The 16,151-nt window shown below is 66.2% G+C and carries 18 protein-coding genes and 2 tRNA genes; 9 read left to right on the forward strand and 11 right to left on the reverse strand.

From position 1 onward, the window contains the following. Positions 1 to 24: 24 nt before the first annotated feature. Together dapA and BUA29_RS01670 are read left to right on the forward strand one after the other, a co-directional pair. Positions 25 to 921 (forward strand): 4-hydroxy-tetrahydrodipicolinate synthase, encoded by an 897-nt coding sequence (gene dapA / locus BUA29_RS01665; RefSeq protein ID WP_072754903.1) that lies wholly within the window; start codon positions 25 to 27, stop codon positions 919 to 921. Between the two features lie 31 nt (positions 922 to 952). Further along, entirely contained in the window at positions 953 to 1,453 is a 501-nt protein-coding gene (locus BUA29_RS01670) for a hypothetical protein (protein ID WP_072754904.1), read from the forward strand. 114 nt (positions 1,454 to 1,567) lie between these two features. On the opposite strand, the gene fdxA is transcribed toward BUA29_RS01670, so the two are convergent. Further along, positions 1,568 to 1,891 carry a ferredoxin FdxA gene (gene fdxA / locus BUA29_RS01675; protein ID WP_072754905.1) on the reverse strand — a complete coding sequence of 108 codons (324 nt, stop codon included), beginning with the start codon at positions 1,889 to 1,891 and terminating at the stop codon, positions 1,568 to 1,570. 180 nt (positions 1,892 to 2,071) lie between these two features. Then, positions 2,072 to 2,147, reverse strand: a tRNA-Glu gene (locus tag BUA29_RS01680). 124 nt (positions 2,148 to 2,271) lie between these two features. On the opposite strand from BUA29_RS01680, the gene pcnB reads away from it, so the two are divergent. The 4 genes from pcnB (at position 2,272) to panC (ending at position 5,924) form a co-directional block, all read left to right on the forward strand. Further along, the gene (gene pcnB / locus BUA29_RS01685; RefSeq protein WP_072754974.1) at positions 2,272 to 3,660 is read left to right on the forward strand and encodes a polynucleotide adenylyltransferase PcnB; all 1,389 of its coding nucleotides are present in this window, start codon (positions 2,272 to 2,274) and stop codon (positions 3,658 to 3,660) included. After that, positions 3,660 to 4,172, forward strand: a complete 513-nt coding sequence (folK, locus tag BUA29_RS01690; protein WP_072754906.1) for a 2-amino-4-hydroxy-6-hydroxymethyldihydropteridine diphosphokinase — start codon at positions 3,660 to 3,662, stop codon at positions 4,170 to 4,172. Before pcnB ends, folK begins: the two co-directional genes overlap by 1 nt. A gap of 82 nt (positions 4,173 to 4,254) precedes the next feature. After that, positions 4,255 to 5,070, forward strand: a complete 816-nt coding sequence (gene panB, locus BUA29_RS01695) for a 3-methyl-2-oxobutanoate hydroxymethyltransferase (RefSeq protein ID WP_072754907.1) — start codon at positions 4,255 to 4,257, stop codon at positions 5,068 to 5,070. After that, positions 5,067 to 5,924 carry a pantoate--beta-alanine ligase gene (gene panC / locus BUA29_RS01700; RefSeq protein ID WP_072754908.1) on the forward strand — a complete coding sequence of 286 codons (858 nt, stop codon included), beginning with the start codon at positions 5,067 to 5,069 and terminating at the stop codon, positions 5,922 to 5,924. Before panB ends, panC begins: the two co-directional genes overlap by 4 nt. Before the next feature lie 127 nt (positions 5,925 to 6,051). Here panC and BUA29_RS01705 read toward each other — a convergent pair. Beyond that, positions 6,052 to 6,136: transfer RNA gene (locus BUA29_RS01705), tRNA-Leu, on the reverse strand. A gap of 53 nt (positions 6,137 to 6,189) precedes the next feature. Here BUA29_RS01705 and rnr point away from each other — a divergent pair. The 3 genes from rnr to BUA29_RS01720 all read left to right on the forward strand — a co-directional run bounded on the left by rnr (position 6,190) and on the right by BUA29_RS01720 (position 9,706). After that, a complete protein-coding gene (gene rnr, locus BUA29_RS01710) occupies positions 6,190 to 8,592 on the forward strand; it encodes a ribonuclease R (RefSeq protein ID WP_084602295.1) in 2,403 nt (800 codons plus the stop codon). Positions 8,593 to 8,694: 102 nt separating this feature from the next. Beyond that, a complete protein-coding gene (gene rlmB, locus BUA29_RS01715) occupies positions 8,695 to 9,441 on the forward strand; it encodes a 23S rRNA (guanosine(2251)-2'-O)-methyltransferase RlmB (protein ID WP_072754976.1) in 747 nt (248 codons plus the stop codon). A 13-nt stretch (positions 9,442 to 9,454) separates the two neighbouring features. Beyond that, positions 9,455 to 9,706 (forward strand): CBU_0592 family membrane protein, encoded by a 252-nt coding sequence (locus BUA29_RS01720; RefSeq protein WP_072754909.1) that lies wholly within the window; start codon positions 9,455 to 9,457, stop codon positions 9,704 to 9,706. Between the two features lie 130 nt (positions 9,707 to 9,836). Here BUA29_RS01720 and rnt read toward each other — a convergent pair whose 3' ends face one another. The 8 genes from rnt to pstC all read right to left on the reverse strand — a co-directional run bounded on the left by rnt (position 9,837) and on the right by pstC (position 16,000). Beyond that, positions 9,837 to 10,520 (reverse strand): ribonuclease T, encoded by a 684-nt coding sequence (gene rnt, locus BUA29_RS01725; protein WP_072754910.1) that lies wholly within the window; start codon positions 10,518 to 10,520, stop codon positions 9,837 to 9,839. Positions 10,521 to 10,560: 40 nt separating this feature from the next. After that, positions 10,561 to 11,319: an HvfC family RiPP maturation protein gene (locus tag BUA29_RS01730; RefSeq protein ID WP_072754911.1), complete on the reverse strand. Its 759-nt coding sequence runs from the start codon at positions 11,317 to 11,319 to the stop codon at positions 10,561 to 10,563. Then, positions 11,316 to 12,140: an HvfB family MNIO-type RiPP peptide maturase gene (locus BUA29_RS01735; protein WP_072754912.1), complete on the reverse strand. Its 825-nt coding sequence runs from the start codon at positions 12,138 to 12,140 to the stop codon at positions 11,316 to 11,318. The genes BUA29_RS01730 and BUA29_RS01735 overlap by 4 nt, the downstream gene beginning before the upstream one ends. Positions 12,141 to 12,146: 6 nt before the next feature. Further along, positions 12,147 to 12,566, reverse strand: coding sequence for an EF-hand domain-containing protein (locus BUA29_RS01740; protein WP_072754913.1), 420 nt, complete (start codon positions 12,564 to 12,566; stop codon positions 12,147 to 12,149). Between the two features lie 87 nt (positions 12,567 to 12,653). Further along, entirely contained in the window at positions 12,654 to 13,355 is a 702-nt protein-coding gene (gene phoU / locus BUA29_RS01745; RefSeq protein ID WP_072754914.1) for a phosphate signaling complex protein PhoU, read from the reverse strand. Next, complete coding sequence (gene pstB, locus BUA29_RS01750) at positions 13,355 to 14,161, reverse strand: phosphate ABC transporter ATP-binding protein PstB (RefSeq protein WP_072754915.1); 807 nt, start codon at positions 14,159 to 14,161, stop codon at positions 13,355 to 13,357. The genes phoU and pstB overlap by 1 nt, the downstream gene beginning before the upstream one ends. Positions 14,162 to 14,180: 19 nt before the next feature. Continuing rightward, on the reverse strand, positions 14,181 to 15,038 hold the full coding sequence (pstA, locus tag BUA29_RS01755) for a phosphate ABC transporter permease PstA (protein ID WP_072754916.1): 858 nt from the start codon (positions 15,036 to 15,038) through the stop codon (positions 14,181 to 14,183). After that, positions 15,038 to 16,000 carry a phosphate ABC transporter permease subunit PstC gene (gene pstC / locus BUA29_RS01760; RefSeq protein ID WP_072754917.1) on the reverse strand — a complete coding sequence of 321 codons (963 nt, stop codon included), beginning with the start codon at positions 15,998 to 16,000 and terminating at the stop codon, positions 15,038 to 15,040. The genes pstA and pstC overlap by 1 nt, the downstream gene beginning before the upstream one ends. Between the last annotated feature and the right edge of the window lie 151 nt (positions 16,001 to 16,151).

Consider the following 16,151-nt stretch of genomic DNA (forward strand, 5'->3'; position numbering starts at 1 on the left):
CTGCGCGAACCTGGAAACTTCCCCTTGCGACTCATCGGCAGCATCACCGCACTGGCTACGCCGTTCACGCCGGCGGGCGACATCGACTTCCCGGCCTGGGACCGTCTGCTGCAGGCGCAGTTGACGGCCGGCACGCAGGGCGTGGTGGTGGCTGGTTCGACCGGCGAAGCAACCGCGCTAACCGATGATGAATACGCCCGTCTGCTCGCCCGCGCGGTGGAATGTCTGGGCGGGCGCATGCCGGTGCTGGCCGGTACCGGGCAGTCCAACACCGCCAAGACCGTCCAGGCGACCCGGCGCGCGGCGCAGTTGGGTGCCGATGCTGCGCTGGTGGTCACGCCGCCGTATGTGCGGCCGACCCAGGCTGGCCTGCTGGCGCATTTCCGGGCGGTGGCCGATGATGGCGGCCTCCCGGTGGTGCTCTACAACGTCCCTGGCCGTACCGGCTGCGACATGCTGCCGGAGACCACCGGAGAGCTGTCTCTGCATGCCAACATCGTCGGCATCAAGGAGGCCCGTGCCGAGGAGGCGCGGATGCAGGCCTTGCTGCCGCTGCGGCGCGAGGACTTCGTGGTGCTCAGTGGCGATGATCCCACCGCGGTGCGGGCGATGCTGGCCGGCGCCGACGGGGTGATCTCGGTGGCGTCCAACGTGGTGCCGCGCACCTTCCGCCAGTTGTGTGATGCCGCACGTGCCGGCGATGCCGCCCGTGCCGAGGCGCTCGATGCGGCGCTGGTGGAGCTCTACCATTTTCTCGGGGTGGAGCCCAACCCGATCCCGGTCAAGGCGCTGCTGGCGCTCGACGGCATCGGTCACGGGCTGCGGCTGCCGCTGTTGCCGCTATCATCCGCCCATGCCGCCCAGGCCGCGCGCCTGCATGCGGTGATCCGTCAGCTCGAAGAGCGCAGCGAACACTCATGACCGCACCGTCGCGGTCCGACAGGAGCCTCCGATGCATCGCACTTTCCGCGTGACCCGTCTTGCCGCACCGCTTGCTGCCATTTTGTTGGTGAGCGGGCTGTCCGGTTGCCACTGGTTCAAGAAAAAGAACGAGCTCTACACCTTGAGTGGTGAGGCGCGCCCACTCGAAGTGCCGCCGGATCTGGATCGTCCCGCGGCCGACAAAGCCATGGCCCTGCCGGCGGTCGGTAGCAGTAGTGCCTCCACCGCGCGTCCTGTGCCGGCCACCGGGTTTGCGGTGGCGGCGGAGCGCGAGGCCGTCTTTGCCAAGGTCGGCGAGGTGCTGGCGGCAACGCCTGGCGTGCAGATCGCCAGCAAAGCCGAACTCCTGGGCACCTACGACGTCGATTACATGGGCGAGAAGTTCCTGGTGCGGGTCACCAAGGCTGGCGAGGGGGCGTTCGTGTCGGCGGTCGATCCGCGCGGCTTGCCCCCCAGTGGCCCGGCGGCGGGCAAGTTGATCGCCCAGCTGAAGGCGGTGATTTCGCCCTGACTGGGTTGCTTTGCTACCTGTGGCAGATACAGCAAGGGCGCCGGTAGGCGCCCTTGTCTGTGTGTGCGGGTATGCAGTTATTGGTGCGCTTTGGCTCTCGCCTGGCAGAGAAATTTAGCGTTCGAGCAGGGCCAGCTTGTTGGGCTTTCCATCCCACTCGGCGTGGTCAGGCAGGGGATCCTTGCGCACCGTGATGACGGGCCACTGCTTGGCCAGCTCGGCATTCAGGGCGATGAACACTTCCTGGCCCGCCGGGACATCTTCTTCCGGGAAGATCGCGCCGACCGGGCATTCCGGTTCGCACAGGGTGCAGTCGATGCATTCGTCCGGGTCGATCACCAGGAAGTTGGGACCTTCGTGGAAGCAGTCGACCGGGCACACCTCGACGCAGTCGGTGTGCTTGCACTTGATGCAGTTTTCGGTGACGACGAAAGGCATGGGGGAGGTTCCGTACTGCGATTGCACATAGTGTAGCGCCGGCCTTTGCCGGTGTGGCCTGATGCCCGAGGGTTGCCCGCACAAAGTTGCCGATTGGCTGCCGATGGTGTCGGCTAGGTGGCGGTAGGCATTCCGGCATGCCAAAACGAACACCGGGCCTTGCGGCCCGGTGTTTGTATTTGGCGCTCCCTACGGGATTCGAACCCGTGTTTTAGCCTTGAGAGGGCCACGTCCTAGGCCTCTAGACGAAGGGAGCATGAAACGGTTGCCGGGCGATCCTGGTTGCCGGCGAGCGCAGATGGGTGCGCAGAGCTTGCTAGTATAAAGAGCTTCGCTGTTCGATGGCAATGCCACCTTTCTTCCGCCGCAACCTGTTGCGCATGACCGATACCTCCACCGATTCCCCACAGCCCGTTCCCCAGTTGCGCGTGATCCCGCGCGATGTTCATGGGGTGTCACGCAAGCAGATGAGCCCCAACGCCCTGCGTGTGCTCTACCGTTTGCGCGAAGCCGGCTATGGGGCCTACCTGGTGGGGGGCGCCGTCCGTGATCTGCTGCTGGGGGGGCAGCCCAAGGATTTCGACGTGGCCACCGATGCCACGCCGGAGCAGATCAAGGCCCTGTTTCGCAACTGTCGCTTGATCGGCCGGCGGTTCCGGCTGGCACATGTGATATTTGGCCGCGAAATCATCGAGGTGGCGACCTTCCGCGCCAATGGTGGCGATGACGAAGGCGACCGGCAGACTGATGACAGTGGCCGTCTGCTGCGCGACAACGTGTACGGCACCATCGAGGAAGACGCCGTGCGGCGGGATTTCACCGCCAATGCCCTGTTCTATGCCATCGAAGATTTCTCGGTGCGCGACTATGTGGGCGGCTACGAAGACATCCAGGCGCGGGTGCTGCGCCTGATCGGCGAGCCGGAGGCGCGCTACCGCGAGGACCCGGTGCGGATGCTGCGCGCGGCGCGGCTGGCGGCCAAGCTGGGCTTTTCCATTGACCCGGCGACTGCGGCACCGATTCCGCGCATGGCGCCGTTGCTCGCTGAGGCTTCGCCGGCTCGGTTGTTCGAGGAAACCCTCAAGCTGTTCCTGACCGGCCATGCCGTGGCCAGTTTCGAGCAGCTGGAGCGTCTTGGGCTGCTGCCAGTGCTGCTGCCGGAAACCGCGCAGGCGCTGGCCGCCAACTCATCGGGTGCGTTGCGGCGCATGCTGCTGGAAGGGCTGGGCAATACCGATCATCGCGTGGCCAATGGCGATCCGGTGTCGCCCGCATTTCTGTATGCGGTGCTGCTGTGGCCGGCGTATTGCCGCACGCTGGCCCAACTGCAAGCCCAGGGCGTGCAGCTGGCCGAAGCGCAGCGCCGGGCCGCTGATCGGGTCACCCTGCACCAGCTGGAGCGGACCGCGATACCGCGCCGCTTCACGGTGCCGATGCAGGAAATCTGGCTGCTGCAGCCGCGCTTCTCGCTGCGGCAGCGCAAGCGGGTGTTTCGCCTGCTGGCGCACCCGCGCTTCCGCGCGGCATTCGACTTCCTGGAGCTGCGGCAAGTGGCATCCGATTCCCATGCCGATGATGTGGCGTTCTGGCGGCAGGTCCAGCAGCATCCGGTGGCGGCGCTGGAAGGTGTTTCGGCCCGGGCCGGCACCGGCGATGCTGCGCCCGACAGTGCCGGGCGGGAGGATGTGGTGCCAGAGGCACCGCAAGACGATGCCAGCGCCGGGGCGCCACGCCGGCGGCGCCGGCGCCGCAAGCCAAAGGCGACGTGATGACTGAGAAGACGCGGGCGTACATTGGAATCGGGGCCAATCTGGGCGATCCGGTCAAGGCCGTGCAGGAGGCCCTGCAGGCACTGGCGGCGTTGCCCGAGAGCCGTTTGCTGGCGGTATCGCGGCTGTACCGCACGCCGGCCTGGGGTCGGATTGATCAGCCCGATTTCATCAATGCGGCCGCTGTCCTGGAAACCACGCTCACGCCGCAGGCACTGCTGGCAGCGCTGCAGGCCATCGAACTCAAAGCCGGACGTGATCGTCGCAGCGAGACGGCTGCGCGGCGCTGGGGGCCACGCGTCCTCGATCTGGATCTGCTGCTGTATGGCGAGCAGGTCATCAATGAGCCCGGATTGCGGGTGCCGCATCCTTATCTGCACGAACGTGCGTTTGCCCTGGTGCCGCTGGCAGAGATCGCCCCGGAGGCGCCTTTTCCCGGGCATGGCAGCGTGGGCGAGGCCTTGCGTTTAGTTGATCCGGCCGGGATCGAGCCCATCGATGCCGTGCCATGACGGGGCGGTCGCCTGCTTGCTACCGGCGCCGTGGCGCGTGTGTGCGCCATAATCGGCCTCCCGTTGTCGCTGGAGCCTGCCAATGAGTGTTCATGCCGACCCAATCGCCTGGAGCGTGCCGCAGCTGGCGCAGGCGCGCGCGCAAGGCCGGCGCCTGGTCATGCTGACCTGCTATGAGGCGAGCTTTGCGCGGGTGCTGGACAAGGCGGGGGTCGATTTGCTGCTGATCGGCGACTCGCTGGGTATGGTGGTGCAGGGGCATGACTCCACTCTGCCGGTGACAGTCGATGACATCGCGTATCACACGGCAGCAGTGGCACGCGGTGCCCGTCGCGCGCTCAAGATCGCCGACATGCCATTCGGCAGCGATGCCACTCCGGCGCAGGCACATGCGGCTGCGATGCGCTTCATCCAGGCAGGGGCGGCCATGGTCAAACTGGAGGGCGCCGGGTACAAACTCGACATCATCCGGTTTTTGGTCGAGCGGGAGATCCCCGTGTGCGCTCATCTCGGCCTGACCCCGCAGTCAGTACTGAGAATGGGTGGTTTCAAGGTGCAGGGCCGCGAGCAGGCGGCTGCCGAACGGCTGCGGGCCGATGCCCTGGCGGTGGCCGAGGCCGGCGCGGCGCTGCTGGTCCTGGAAGGGGTGCCAGCGACGCTGGCAGAGACGATCACGGCTGCCAGCCCGATTCCCACCATCGGTATTGGCGCCGGGCCCGGTTGTGACGGGCAGGTGCTGGTGCTGCATGACCTGCTTGGGGTCGATACTGGCCATCGCCGCCCGAAGTTCGTCAAGGATTTTCTTGCCGAGGGCGGTTCCATCGAGGGCGCTGTGCGCGCCTATGTCGAGGCCGTGCGCAGCGGCACGTTCCCCGGCTCGGAGCACAGTTACACATGATCGAAATCTGCACCCAACTGGAGCCGCTGCGGGAGCGTATCCAGACCTGGCGGAAGCAAGGTCTGACGGTGGGGTTTGTGCCGACCATGGGCAATCTCCACGCCGGCCATCACTCGCTGGTGGCGCTGGCGCGGCAACATGCCGACCGCGTGGTCGCCAGCGTGTTCGTCAACCCCACCCAGTTTGGCCCGAATGAGGATTTCGCCCGCTACCCGCGCACGCCCGAAGCCGATGCCCGTGGCTTGCAGGACGCCGGCTGCGACCTGCTCTGGCGGCCGGATGTGGACACCATGTACCCGCTGGGCGTGGCGCAGGCCACCGCAATCCGGGTGCCCGGCCTGACCGGGGTACTGGAAGGCGCCAGCCGCCCGGGCCACTTCGATGGCGTCTGCACCGTGGTGACGCGGCTGTTTCTGCAGGTACAGCCGGATCTGGCGGTGTTCGGCCGCAAGGATTACCAGCAGCTGGCGGTGATCCGCCGTCTGGTGGCGGACTTGCAGTTCCCGATCCGGATCATCGCCGGCGAGACAGTACGCGAGGCCGATGGTCTGGCGATGAGCTCGCGCAATCAGTATCTGACGGCAGATGAGCGCCGCCTGGCGCCGCTGATCTATCGCACCCTGACCGCCATGCGCCAAGCGGCGCTGGATGGTCAGCCGCATGAGCAGATTGAGGCCGAGGCCGTGGCGGGGCTGGCGCAGGCGGGTTTCGTGCCGGATTACGCGGTGCTGCGCCGGCCCGATCTGAGCGTGCCGGAACCGGGCGAGGGTGGGGCGCGGGTAGCGCTGATTGCCGCCCGTCTTGGCCAGACCCGATTGATCGACAATCTCGAGTTCAGCCTGCCGCCGCGCTGACCATGCGCCTGCCACGCAGCGGCGCGGTGTTGGCCGGTCTCGTCTGCGTGCTGGCGTCCAAACAAAAAACCCGCCAAACGGCGGGTTTTCATGTTCCGGTTGCCGTGAACGGGCCGGAAGCGTGTGTTGGTGCCCAGGAGAGGACTCGAACCTCCACGGTTTTACCCGCTAGTACCTGAAACTAGTGCGTCTACCAATTCCGCCACCTGGGCCGGTGGTGAGGCGCGCATTTTGCAGATTGCGCTGCGGGCTGTCAACACGTTGTATGCGTCTTCCGTGTCCGGGTTCACCTTTGAGCATGTACCATCATTGGATGACACGACCACCACGCAAACGCGGCAGCGGCCGCAACTCGTCTTCCCGCACATCCTCCAAGTCCACGACGCGCCGTTCGCCTTCTGACGGCAAGGCGCAGGCCGGGCTGCCGACGCCACCGCCGGACCCTTATGCACGGCGCGAGGCCGAGCGCTATGCCAACCCGATCGCCAGCCGGGAAGTCATTCTGCAGACGCTGGCCGCGAGTGAAGGCCCGCTGGACGAGCATGAGCTGGCGCAGGCGCTTGGGCTGACCGCGCCAGATCGGTTCGAGGCGCTGCGCAAGCGGCTGGCGGCGATGCTGCGCGATGGCCAGTTGCTGCAAAACCGCCGGGGCGGTTACGTGCCGGCGGTGAAGGCCGAGCTGATTGCCGGAACCGTGATCGCAAACCCGGATGGATTCGGGTTTCTGCGTCCGGAGCAAGGCGGCGATGATCTGTTCCTGCCGCCGCTGGAGATGCGCAAGGTCGGCCACGGTGACCGTGTGCTGGTCAGCATCACCGGTCGTGACCGGCGTGGGCGCGGTGAGGCTGCCATCGTCGAAGTGCTGGAACGGCGCCTGACCCGGCTGTTGGGGCGCTATGCCGAAGAGCTCGGCATTGGCTATGTGATCCCGGATGACAAGCGGATCCTGCGCAACGTGATGATTCCGCAGGACGCGCGCAACGGCGCCCGTCCTGGGCAGCTGGTGGTGGTCGAGATCACCACCCCGCAGGATGCCTATCGCCCGCCGATCGGCCGCGTGCTGGCCGTGCTGGGCGACAAGCTGACCGCCTCGCTGGCGGTGGAAGCGGCGATTCATGGGCATGACATTCCGCACGAGTTCCCGCCGGAGGTGTTGGCGCAAGCCACCGACGTGCCTTTGCAGGTGCTGCCGGCCGACATCGCCGGGCGCGTTGACCTGCGCGGCATGCCGCTGGTGACCATCGACGGCGAAGACGCCAAGGACTTCGACGATGCGGTCTGGTGCGCGCCAGAGGGTGAGGGTTTCCGCCTGATCGTGGCGATCGCCGATGTCTCCCATTACGTGCCGCACGGCTCGCCGCTGGACGTGGAAGCACAGCGGCGTGCGACCTCGGTGTACTTCCCCGGTTATGTCGTGCCGATGCTGCCGGAGACGCTGAGCAATGGCATTTGTTCGCTCAATCCGCAGGTGGATCGACTGTGCTTTGCCTGCGACATGCGCATCGGTCGCGATGGCACCGTGCAGGACGCGCGCTTCTACGAGGCAGTGATGCATTCGCACGCCCGGCTGACCTATACCGATGTGTGGAACGCGGTGGGCGAAGGGGTGCCAGAGGATGCGCAGGCCGAGGCGCGGGCCAAGATCGGTCGGCTGTTGCCGCAGGTGCGCCAGCTGCACCGGCTCTACAAGGTGCTGGCGAAGGCACGGGCGCGCCGCGGGGCGATCGAGTTCGAGACCGGCGAAGTGCGCTTCGTGCTCGATGCCAAAGGCGCGGTCGTCCAGGCGGGCATGCTGGAGCGTAATGATGCGCATCGTCTGATCGAGGAGTGCATGATCGCCGCCAACGTGGCGGCCGCGCGGTTCCTGCTGGACAGCGGCATTCCGGCGCCATTCCGCAATCACGACAAGCCGCCGGAATCCAAATACGCCGAGCTGGAGGAGTTCCTCAAGGAGTTTCAGCTGCGGCTGCCGCCGTGGGGCAAGGTCAAGCCCAAGGATTTCCGCAACCTGCTGGAAAAGATCCGCGAACGTCCGGATGCCGCCCTGCTGGAGTCGGTGATCCTGCGCAGCCAGGCCTTGGCGGTGTATGCGCCGGAGAACATCGGTCACTTCGGGTTGGCGCTTGAGGCCTATGCCCACTTCACGTCGCCGATCCGCCGCTATGCCGATCTGCTGGTGCATCGGGCGATCAAGCATGCGCTGCGTGGCGGCCGGGCAGAAGGCTACGACTATTCGGCGCACGACATGGCGGCGCTAGCCTTGCAGTGTTCCGAACGCTCGCGGCGCGCTGACGAAGCGCAGCGCGAGGTGGATGAGCGTTACCGGGCCGCCTGGATGGAGGAGCACGTCGGTAAGGAGTTCGACGGCACCATCAGTGGCGTCACCAGCTTTGGTCTGTTCGTCGAACTGGATGACTCCAAGGTCAACGGGCTGGTCCACGTCACCCAGCTGCCGCGCGATTTCTACCACTTCGACGCAGTCCGCAAGACCCTGACCGGCGAACGCCGTGGCCACACCTTCCGGCTGGGGGATCGCGTGCGGGTGGTGGTGCTCAAGGCCAGCGTGGAGGAGCGCAAGATCGATTTCCGGCTGGCTGGCGAGGACGTTGGTCAGCCACCGACGCAGACGCGCGGCAAGCCGGCCAAGCGCGCCAAGCGCCCGTACTGAGGCCGGCTGCGCCGCCAACGGCCGTGGTCCCTGGTGGTGCCTGCCGTGCTGTGCCGCGGCGGTTGGCATGCCGTGCAGGTGGCCATGCGGCACAATGTGCGCATGAGCAAATCCTCCCAATGGATCGTCGGCCTGAACGCGGTGGCTGCCGCGCTGGAGCACGACGCCGAACATGTGCGCGAAGTCCTGCTGGACGCAGCCGCCAAAAATCCACGCATCCTCGACATTGAACAGCAGGCGCAGCGCAAGGACATCCCGGTGCGGCGGGTGACCACGCAGGCGTTGGACGGGGTGGCCGGGGGGCTGCGCCATCAGGGGGCGGCGGCCCGTTATGCGGCCGCGAAAACCCTGGACGAGCATGCGCTGGCGGGGTTAGTCGCGGCGGCGGCGGGGCAGGCACTGCTGCTGGTGCTGGATGGCGTGCAGGACCCGCACAACCTTGGCGCCTGCCTGCGCAGTGCGGCCGCGGCCGGTGCGACTGCGGTGATCATCCCCAAGGACAAGGCGGTGCAGGTCAACGCCACCGTGCGCAAGACATCGGCCGGTGCCGCCGATACCGTGCCGGTGGTCAGCGTGACCAACCTCGCCCGTGCCTTGCGCGAGTTGCAGAGCTTGGGGGTCTGGATTTATGGGCTGGCGGGCGAGGCCGACGCGTCGCTGTATGCGCTGGACCTGCGTGGCAACGTGGCACTGGTGCTGGGCAGTGAGGGTGAGGGCCTGCGCCGGTTGACCCGCGAGCAGTGCGACCAGCTGGTGCAGATCCCAATGCCGGGCGGCTTTGAAAGCCTCAATGTCTCGGTGGCTGCGGGGATCGCACTGTTCGAGGCTGTCCGGCAGCGGCTGGCCTGACTGAGGTGATGCGATGAATCTGCAGTGGTACGACTGGGTGGGCCTGCTGGGGACGGCCTTGATCGTGCTGGCGTATTTCCTGCTACAGGCCGGACGCCTGCATGGCAACCGGCTGCCCTATCAGTTTCTCAATCTGCTGGGCGCGAGCGGCGTGCTGGTGTCGCTATGGGGCGGCTTCAACATTTCCGTATTCCTGCTGGAATCGGTGTGGGTGCTGATCAGCCTGTATGGCATTGCCCGCAGCCTGCGTGGCAGTCTTTCCTAGGGAAGGGCTGACAACGCCAAGGCCGGTGCATGCTGGGCTTGGGTCACACGCCGCAATCGCATGCGCGATGGCTGTGTGGTCGGTCATCTGTGCCCGACAGGGATTTCCTCGCGCCGCGGCAGGGGTGCGCTTATGCGCGGATGTCGGGCGACGCCGCCGACGGTGATTCGGGCATCGCTTCGGTGGCGGCAGGTGGACGCGGCCAGGCATTGGCGATGGCACAGAACAGGCGCGCGGTCTGCATGGCGTCGTACACCGCCGAATGCGCTTCCTGCGGGTCCCAGCCCAGTCCGGCGGCCATTGCCGCCCGTGCCAGCACGGTTTGCCCGTAAGCCAGCGCCGCCATGGTCACCGTATCGAACACGCTGAACGGGTGGAACGGATTGCGCTTGTGCTGCACCCGTGCCACCGCGGCGTTGAGGAAGTTGAGGTCGAAGTGGGCGTTGTGGCCGACCAGAATGGCGCGCTGGCAGCCATGCTTTTTGACCGCGGCACGCACCGGGATGAACACCGCGTCCAGCCCTTCACGTTCACTGACTTCGCCGCGCAGGGGATGGCCGATTTTGATGCCGGTGACTTCCAGCGATTTCGGGTCGATCTCGGTGCCGGGCGCTGGCGCGATATGGGCATGCGCGACTTCGCCTGGCACGTAGCGGCCGGCGTCATCGAGTTCGATCGGCACTGCGGCGATTTCCAGCAGGGCGTGCCGGTTCCAGTCGAAGCCGCCGGTTTCCACGTCCACGACAACGGGCAGATAGCCGCGAAACCGGTGGGCCATGGGCGAGAGGGTGGGGTGTGCAGCGGAGGTGGTCATCGTGCACAGCCTAGCAGAGGCGTCCCACGTGGCCTGAGGGTCATGGTGTCTGGCCGCTGCCGGTGGTTGCGGCAGCAGCGATCAACACCCCGTGTGCGTACAGCTGCCGCAGCATCGGCAGCGCTTCGGCACGGAATGCCGCGTCATATGCAAGTCCGGCGTCTTCGGCCAGCCGGTGCAGCAGTTGCTCGCCGCTGCGCTGGCCATCGGCGAGCGCAAGCAGCTGATACAGCAGCGGGGACAGCAGCGAGAAGCGCACCGTGCCGTCCGCCTGGCGGTGCAGCAGAAGCAGGGTCGGGGTGTCGGGTGCGGTGTCGGGCTGGTAGTCCGGCCCGATCCGGTGCACCGGCCAGCGGTACGCCAGCGGCCAGGCCAGCGGCGAGCGTAGTGGCCGCGCCTGCAGCGGGTCGGCGTCGGGGGTATGGGCTGGGGTGTCGGCAGTGAGCAGTTGCAGGCCCAGTTCCGCCCACTCGTAATGGGCAAGCTCGCCCAGCCAGGGATGGGCGGGATCATCGTATCCGGCCAGGTAATCGGCGAACTCCCGGCTCAGCTCCGGAAACAGGGGCGTGCGGCTGCGGTGTTCGCGCAGGAAGCGGCGCAGCAGCGCCTGCCAACCCGCATCGCCCAGTGTTCTGCGGATCACCGGAAAGGTGCCGGTCAACAGAGTGTCGAGGTTGTTGACGATCAGCGTGCGGTAAATGGCCAGGCCGCGTGGCGCCATGCCCGGCGGAGGTGGATGCGCCTCCGGGTCGCGCAGGTGCCAGGCCAGGGCGCGTAGGTGCTGTTCCAGCGTGCTCATGGATAGGCGGCCTGGAGTGTGCGGATGCGTGCCACTTCGTCCAGCAGCACGGCAAGTGGCGGGAAGCGGAAGTCGCGTTCCAGCAGAGTGGGGCGCACGCCGTGGACGGCGTAGGTGTGGTCGAGCAATGCCCACACGTCCTCGCACACCGGCGCACCGTGGGTGTCGATTTTCAGGTCGGGGCCGCGATCGTCGTGACCGGCGATGTGGTAGGCCACGATGCGATCGCTGGGCAGGGCAGCGATGAAGGCGCGGGCATCATAGCCGTGGTTGCAGGCATTGACGCAGACGTTGTTGACGTCGAGCAGCAGGTCGCAGTCGGCGGCCTTTAGCACCGCACGGATGAAGCTGGCTTCATCCATTTCCGCACTGGGGATGGCATAGCTGCTGATGTTTTCGATCGCGATGCGACGCCCCAGCACGTCCTGTGCCTGGCGGATGCGGGCGGCGACGTGCTGGACTGCGGCCTCGGTGAACGGCAACGGCAGCAGGTCGTAAAGCTGGCCGTCGGCGGCGCAGTAGCTCAGATGTTCGCTGTAGAGGGCAACCTGGTGACGGTCGAGAAACTCACGTGTCTGCCGCAGGAACTCAAGATCCAGCGGATCGGGGCCGCCTAGCGACAGCGACAGGCCGTGGCAGGTCAGGGGATGGCGGCTGGCCAGCCGATCGAGTGCGTCCCCGAATACGCCGCCCACGCCGATCCAGTTGTCAGGCGCGCACTCGAGGAAATCGAAGGCCCCCGCAGGGGCCTTGAGCAGGTCATCCAGCAGGGCGCGGCGCAAGCCCAACCCTGCCGCATGTGTGGGCAGATCGCCGGTCATGCAGGCTTACATGCTGCCGCACTTCCCCTCGCCGCACTTGCCTTCGCTGGTGGCTTTGGCGCCAGCGGCGGGCTTCTTCATGGCGGCGTGGTGGGCGTCCATTTCGGACTGGCTGATGAAGCCATCGCCGTTGCTGTCGATCTTGGCAAACATCGACGTGTCGCCGTGATGACGTGCCGCGAACTCGGCGCGCGAGATACGGCCATCCTTGTCGGTGTCCATCATCGCCATGCCGCACCCCCCTTCGTGGTCGGCCTTCCCCTGCATGGCCGCGGCGCATTTACCTTCCCCGCATTTGCCTTCGGCGGCCTGGGCTTTGCCGGCATCCTGCATGTAGCCATGGGCAAGCGCCTGCATCGAAAACAGGCTGCCGGAGGCGACCGCGGCGCCGACCAGCAGTGCCAGTGAGGTACGTGGAGTGGACATGGCAGATTCCTCGCGCTGTCAGGATCGGAAGGCTTGATCCTACCCCTTACCGGCGGCCGCAGCCAGCGGCAGAGGTCACGGTCGGAATCAGGGCGCTGCGGTGTTGCTGTCGTCGCGCTTCTCGCGCTCCGGCAGCGGCGCCTCGCCGTGCAGCAGGAACCAGATGTTCTCGGCGATGTTGGTAGCGTGGTCGCCAATCCGCTCCAGATTCTTGGCCATGAACAGAAGATGCGTGCAGGGCGTGATGGCGCGCGGGTCTTCCATCATGTAGGTGAGCAGCTCGCGGAACAGCCCGGTATAGAGGGTGTCCAGCTCGGCATCGCGCTGGCGCACCCGAAGTGCGGCTTGTTCGTCGCGGTTGCGGTAGGCCTCCAGCACTTCCCGCACCTGCTGCACCGCCAGCTTGCCAAGTGCGGCCAGGCCGCGGGTATGCGGCAGCGGCGGGGCCAGGTTGAGGGCCAGCGACCGCTTGGCGATGTTGGCGGCGTAATCACCGATGCGCTCGATATCAGACGCCACCCGCAGTGCGGCCAGAATGATGCGCAGATCAGAGGCCAGGGGGCCGCGGCGGATCAGATGGATCACGTCGTGGTTGATCTGGCGTTCCAACGCATCGATGGCTTCATCATTGGCGACGATGCGCTCGGCGGCGCTGGAGTCGCGGCGATCGACCACTTCCAGCGCGGCTTCCAGTTGGGCGACCGCCATCTGGCCCATGCGGATCAGCTCGTCGAGCAGGGTGGCCTGCTCCCGGTCGTAACTGCGGACGATGTGGTTGTGCTCGTTCATCAGCCGAACCTCCCGGTGATGTAATCCTCGGTCTGCTGTTTCGCAGGGGTGGAGAAAATCTGTGTGGTCGGGCCGTACTCGACCAGATCGCCCATGTACATAAAGGCGGTGTAGTCGGACACGCGCGCCGCCTGCTGCATGTTGTGGGTGACGATCATGATGGTGAACTCCTGCTTGAGCTCTTCCACCAGTTGCTCGATGCGGCCGGTGGAGATCGGGTCCAGCGCCGAGGTGGGTTCGTCCAGCAGCAGCACCTCGGGGCGCAGGGCAATCGCACGGGCGATGCAGAGCCGCTGCTGCTGACCGCCGGACAGACTCAGACCGCTGGCTTTGAGCTTGTCTTTCACCTCATCCCACAGCGCGGCCTGGCGCAGGGCCTGTTCCACCCGTTCGTCCAGTTGCGAACGCGACAACCGCTCATGGTGGCGGATGCCGTAGGCGACGTTCTCGTAGATCGTCATCGGGAACGGCACCGGCTTCTGGAACACCATGCCGACCTTGCTGCGCAGCCGGTTGATGGGGTAGCGGGGGTCGAGGATGTTTTCGCCATCCAGCAGCACCTCGCCTTCGGCGCGCAGTTTGGGGTACAGCGCATAGATGCGGTTGAACACCCGCAGCAGGGTGGACTTGCCGCAGCCGGACGGGCCGATCAGCGCGGTGACACGCTTCTCGGGAATGTCCAGGTCGATGTTGCGGACCGCGTGGAACTTGTCGTACCAGAAATTGAGGCCGCGCGCGGCGATCTTGATGGCCGGCGTCGCCACCTCTGGCGCGGCGGGTTTCGCTGCGATGTGCAGGTCGGTCATGGTGGAGGTTCCAGGGAAATCAGTCATGGTGCATGCGGTTGCGTGCAACGATGGCACGGGCGATCAGGCTGACCACCAGCACGAACAGGGTGAGAACGAAGGCACCCGCCCAGGCCAGCGCGTGCCAGCCGTCGTAGGGGCTCATCGCAAACTGGAAGATCACCACCGGCACGTTGGCCATTGGCGCCAGCAGGTCAGTGGTCCAGTACTGGTTGTTGAGCGCAGTGAACAGCAGCGGGGCGGTTTCGCCGCTGATCCGTGCCAGCGCCAGGAGGATGCCGGTGACGATGCCGGGCAGGGCGCTGCGGTAGAGCACCTGGGTGATCACCTTCCACTGAGGGATGCCCAGCGACAGCGCCGCTTCGCGCATCTGCCGCGGCACCAGCCGCAGCATCTCGTCGGTGGTGCGCACCACCACCGGAAGCGCGATCAGGGCCAGCGAGATCGCGCCTGCCAGCGCCGAAAAATGCCCCATCCGCATCACCACCAGGGTATAGACGAACAGGCCCAGCACGATCGACGGCGCCGACAGCAGGATGTCGTTGACGAAGCGGATCACGCCGCCGATCCAGTGCCGGTCGGCGTATTCGGACAGGTAGGTGCCGGCCAGCACGCCGATGGGCGTGCCCAGCACGATGCCCAATAGGCTCATCACCGCGCTGCCGAAGAATGCATTGAGCATGCCACCGCCTTCTTCTCCCGGCGGTGGCGTCATCTGGGTGAACAGCGCCGGGGTCAGCGCGGTGATCCCCATTTTGAGCGTGGTCCACAGAATCCACAGCAGCCAGAAGATGCCAAACGCCGCGGCCAGCACCGCCAGGCTCTGGGCGATGATGTTCTTCGCCATCCGGCGCAGATACAGGCTGTTGGTGGTCATCAGTTGCCCTCCCGCTTGTTCAGGCGGCTCAGCAACAGCCGCGAGATCGCCAGCACGATGAAGGTGACCAGAAACAGGACGAACCCCAGCGCGATGAGCGAGGACAGGTACATCGGCGAGTCTGCTTCGGTGAACTCGTTGGCGATGGTGGCGGCGATCGAGTTGCCCGGCTCCAGCAGCGAGAAAGTCAATGCATGGGCATTGCCCAGCACGAAGGTCACGGCCATGGTTTCACCCAGCGCCCGGCCCAGGCCGAGGAAGATGCCGCCGATCACCGCCGAGCGGGTGTAAGGCAGCACCACGTCCCACACCACTTCCCAGCGGGTGGCGCCCAGCGCGTAGGCCGATTCCTTCAGCGGGCCGGGCACGGTCAGGAACACGTCCCGCATCACCGAGGAAATGAAGGGGATCACCATCACTGCCAGCACCAGGCCGGCGGTGCCCATGCCCAGCCCCAGCGGCGGGCCCTGAAACAGTGGCCCCAGCCATGGCAGTTGGCCCAGGTGTTCATCCACCCAAGGGAAAACGTGTTCACCCAGCAGCGGCACCAGCACGAACAGGCCCCACATGCCGTAGATGATCGAGGGGATGCCGGCCAGCAGCTCGATTGCCGCGCCGATAGGAGTGCGCATCCACTTGGGGGCGATATCGGTGAGGAAAAACGCGATGCCAAAGCTCACCGGTACTGCGATCAGCATCGCCAGCAGGGCGGTGACCACGGTGCCGTAGATCGGCACCAGTGCACCGAACTGCTGCTGTACCGCGTCCCACTGGTCGGTCCACAGGAAGGCCAGGCCAAACTTGGCAAACGCCTCGCGCCCGCCCCACAGCATCGACAGTGCCACCGCCAGCAGTGTGGCCAGGACGAAAAGGCCAGCGCCGGTCACCAGCCAGCGGAAGCGGCGGTCGGTACGCGCATCGGCGCTGGCGCGCGACAGCAGATCGGGATCTGTGGTGTTCATTGCAGCCTGTGGGATGAGAAACGCGAACCGGACATGCCCGTCACCGGGCCGGCGCAGCCCGCCCATCTAACCTGGGTTTCGTGACAAAACGATGACGGTGGTATCCAGTTGTCATGCCCAGGTCACCTGCCGGCGCGGCAGTGTGACCTTA

The organism is Thermomonas hydrothermalis, assembly GCF_900129205.1.
Classification (GTDB): Bacteria; Pseudomonadota; Gammaproteobacteria; order Xanthomonadales; family Xanthomonadaceae; genus Thermomonas; species Thermomonas hydrothermalis.

Bases quoted from the DNA above. Each gene is read 5' to 3' on its own strand.
- BUA29_RS01670 (WP_072754904.1), top strand. From the start codon at position 953: ATGCATCGCACTTTCCGCGTGACCCGTCTTGCCGCACCGCTTGCTGCC.
- fdxA (WP_072754905.1), bottom strand. From the start codon at position 1,891: ATGCCTTTCGTCGTCACCGAAAACTGCATCAAGTGCAAGCACACCGAC.
- pcnB (WP_072754974.1), top strand. From the start codon at position 2,272: ATGACCGATACCTCCACCGATTCCCCACAGCCCGTTCCCCAGTTGCGC.
- folK (WP_072754906.1), top strand. From the start codon at position 3,660: ATGACTGAGAAGACGCGGGCGTACATTGGAATCGGGGCCAATCTGGGC.
- panB (WP_072754907.1), top strand. From the start codon at position 4,255: ATGAGTGTTCATGCCGACCCAATCGCCTGGAGCGTGCCGCAGCTGGCG.
- panC (WP_072754908.1), top strand. From the start codon at position 5,067: ATGATCGAAATCTGCACCCAACTGGAGCCGCTGCGGGAGCGTATCCAG.
- rnr (WP_084602295.1), top strand. From the start codon at position 6,190: ATGCGTCTTCCGTGTCCGGGTTCACCTTTGAGCATGTACCATCATTGG.
- rlmB (WP_072754976.1), top strand. From the start codon at position 8,695: ATGAGCAAATCCTCCCAATGGATCGTCGGCCTGAACGCGGTGGCTGCC.
- BUA29_RS01720 (WP_072754909.1), top strand. From the start codon at position 9,455: ATGAATCTGCAGTGGTACGACTGGGTGGGCCTGCTGGGGACGGCCTTG.
- rnt (WP_072754910.1), bottom strand. From the start codon at position 10,520: ATGACCACCTCCGCTGCACACCCCACCCTCTCGCCCATGGCCCACCGG.
- BUA29_RS01730 (WP_072754911.1), bottom strand. From the start codon at position 11,319: ATGAGCACGCTGGAACAGCACCTACGCGCCCTGGCCTGGCACCTGCGC.
- BUA29_RS01735 (WP_072754912.1), bottom strand. From the start codon at position 12,140: ATGACCGGCGATCTGCCCACACATGCGGCAGGGTTGGGCTTGCGCCGC.
- BUA29_RS01740 (WP_072754913.1), bottom strand. From the start codon at position 12,566: ATGTCCACTCCACGTACCTCACTGGCACTGCTGGTCGGCGCCGCGGTC.
- phoU (WP_072754914.1), bottom strand. From the start codon at position 13,355: ATGAACGAGCACAACCACATCGTCCGCAGTTACGACCGGGAGCAGGCC.
- pstB (WP_072754915.1), bottom strand. From the start codon at position 14,161: ATGACCGACCTGCACATCGCAGCGAAACCCGCCGCGCCAGAGGTGGCG.
- pstA (WP_072754916.1), bottom strand. From the start codon at position 15,038: ATGACCACCAACAGCCTGTATCTGCGCCGGATGGCGAAGAACATCATC.
- pstC (WP_072754917.1), bottom strand. From the start codon at position 16,000: ATGAACACCACAGATCCCGATCTGCTGTCGCGCGCCAGCGCCGATGCG.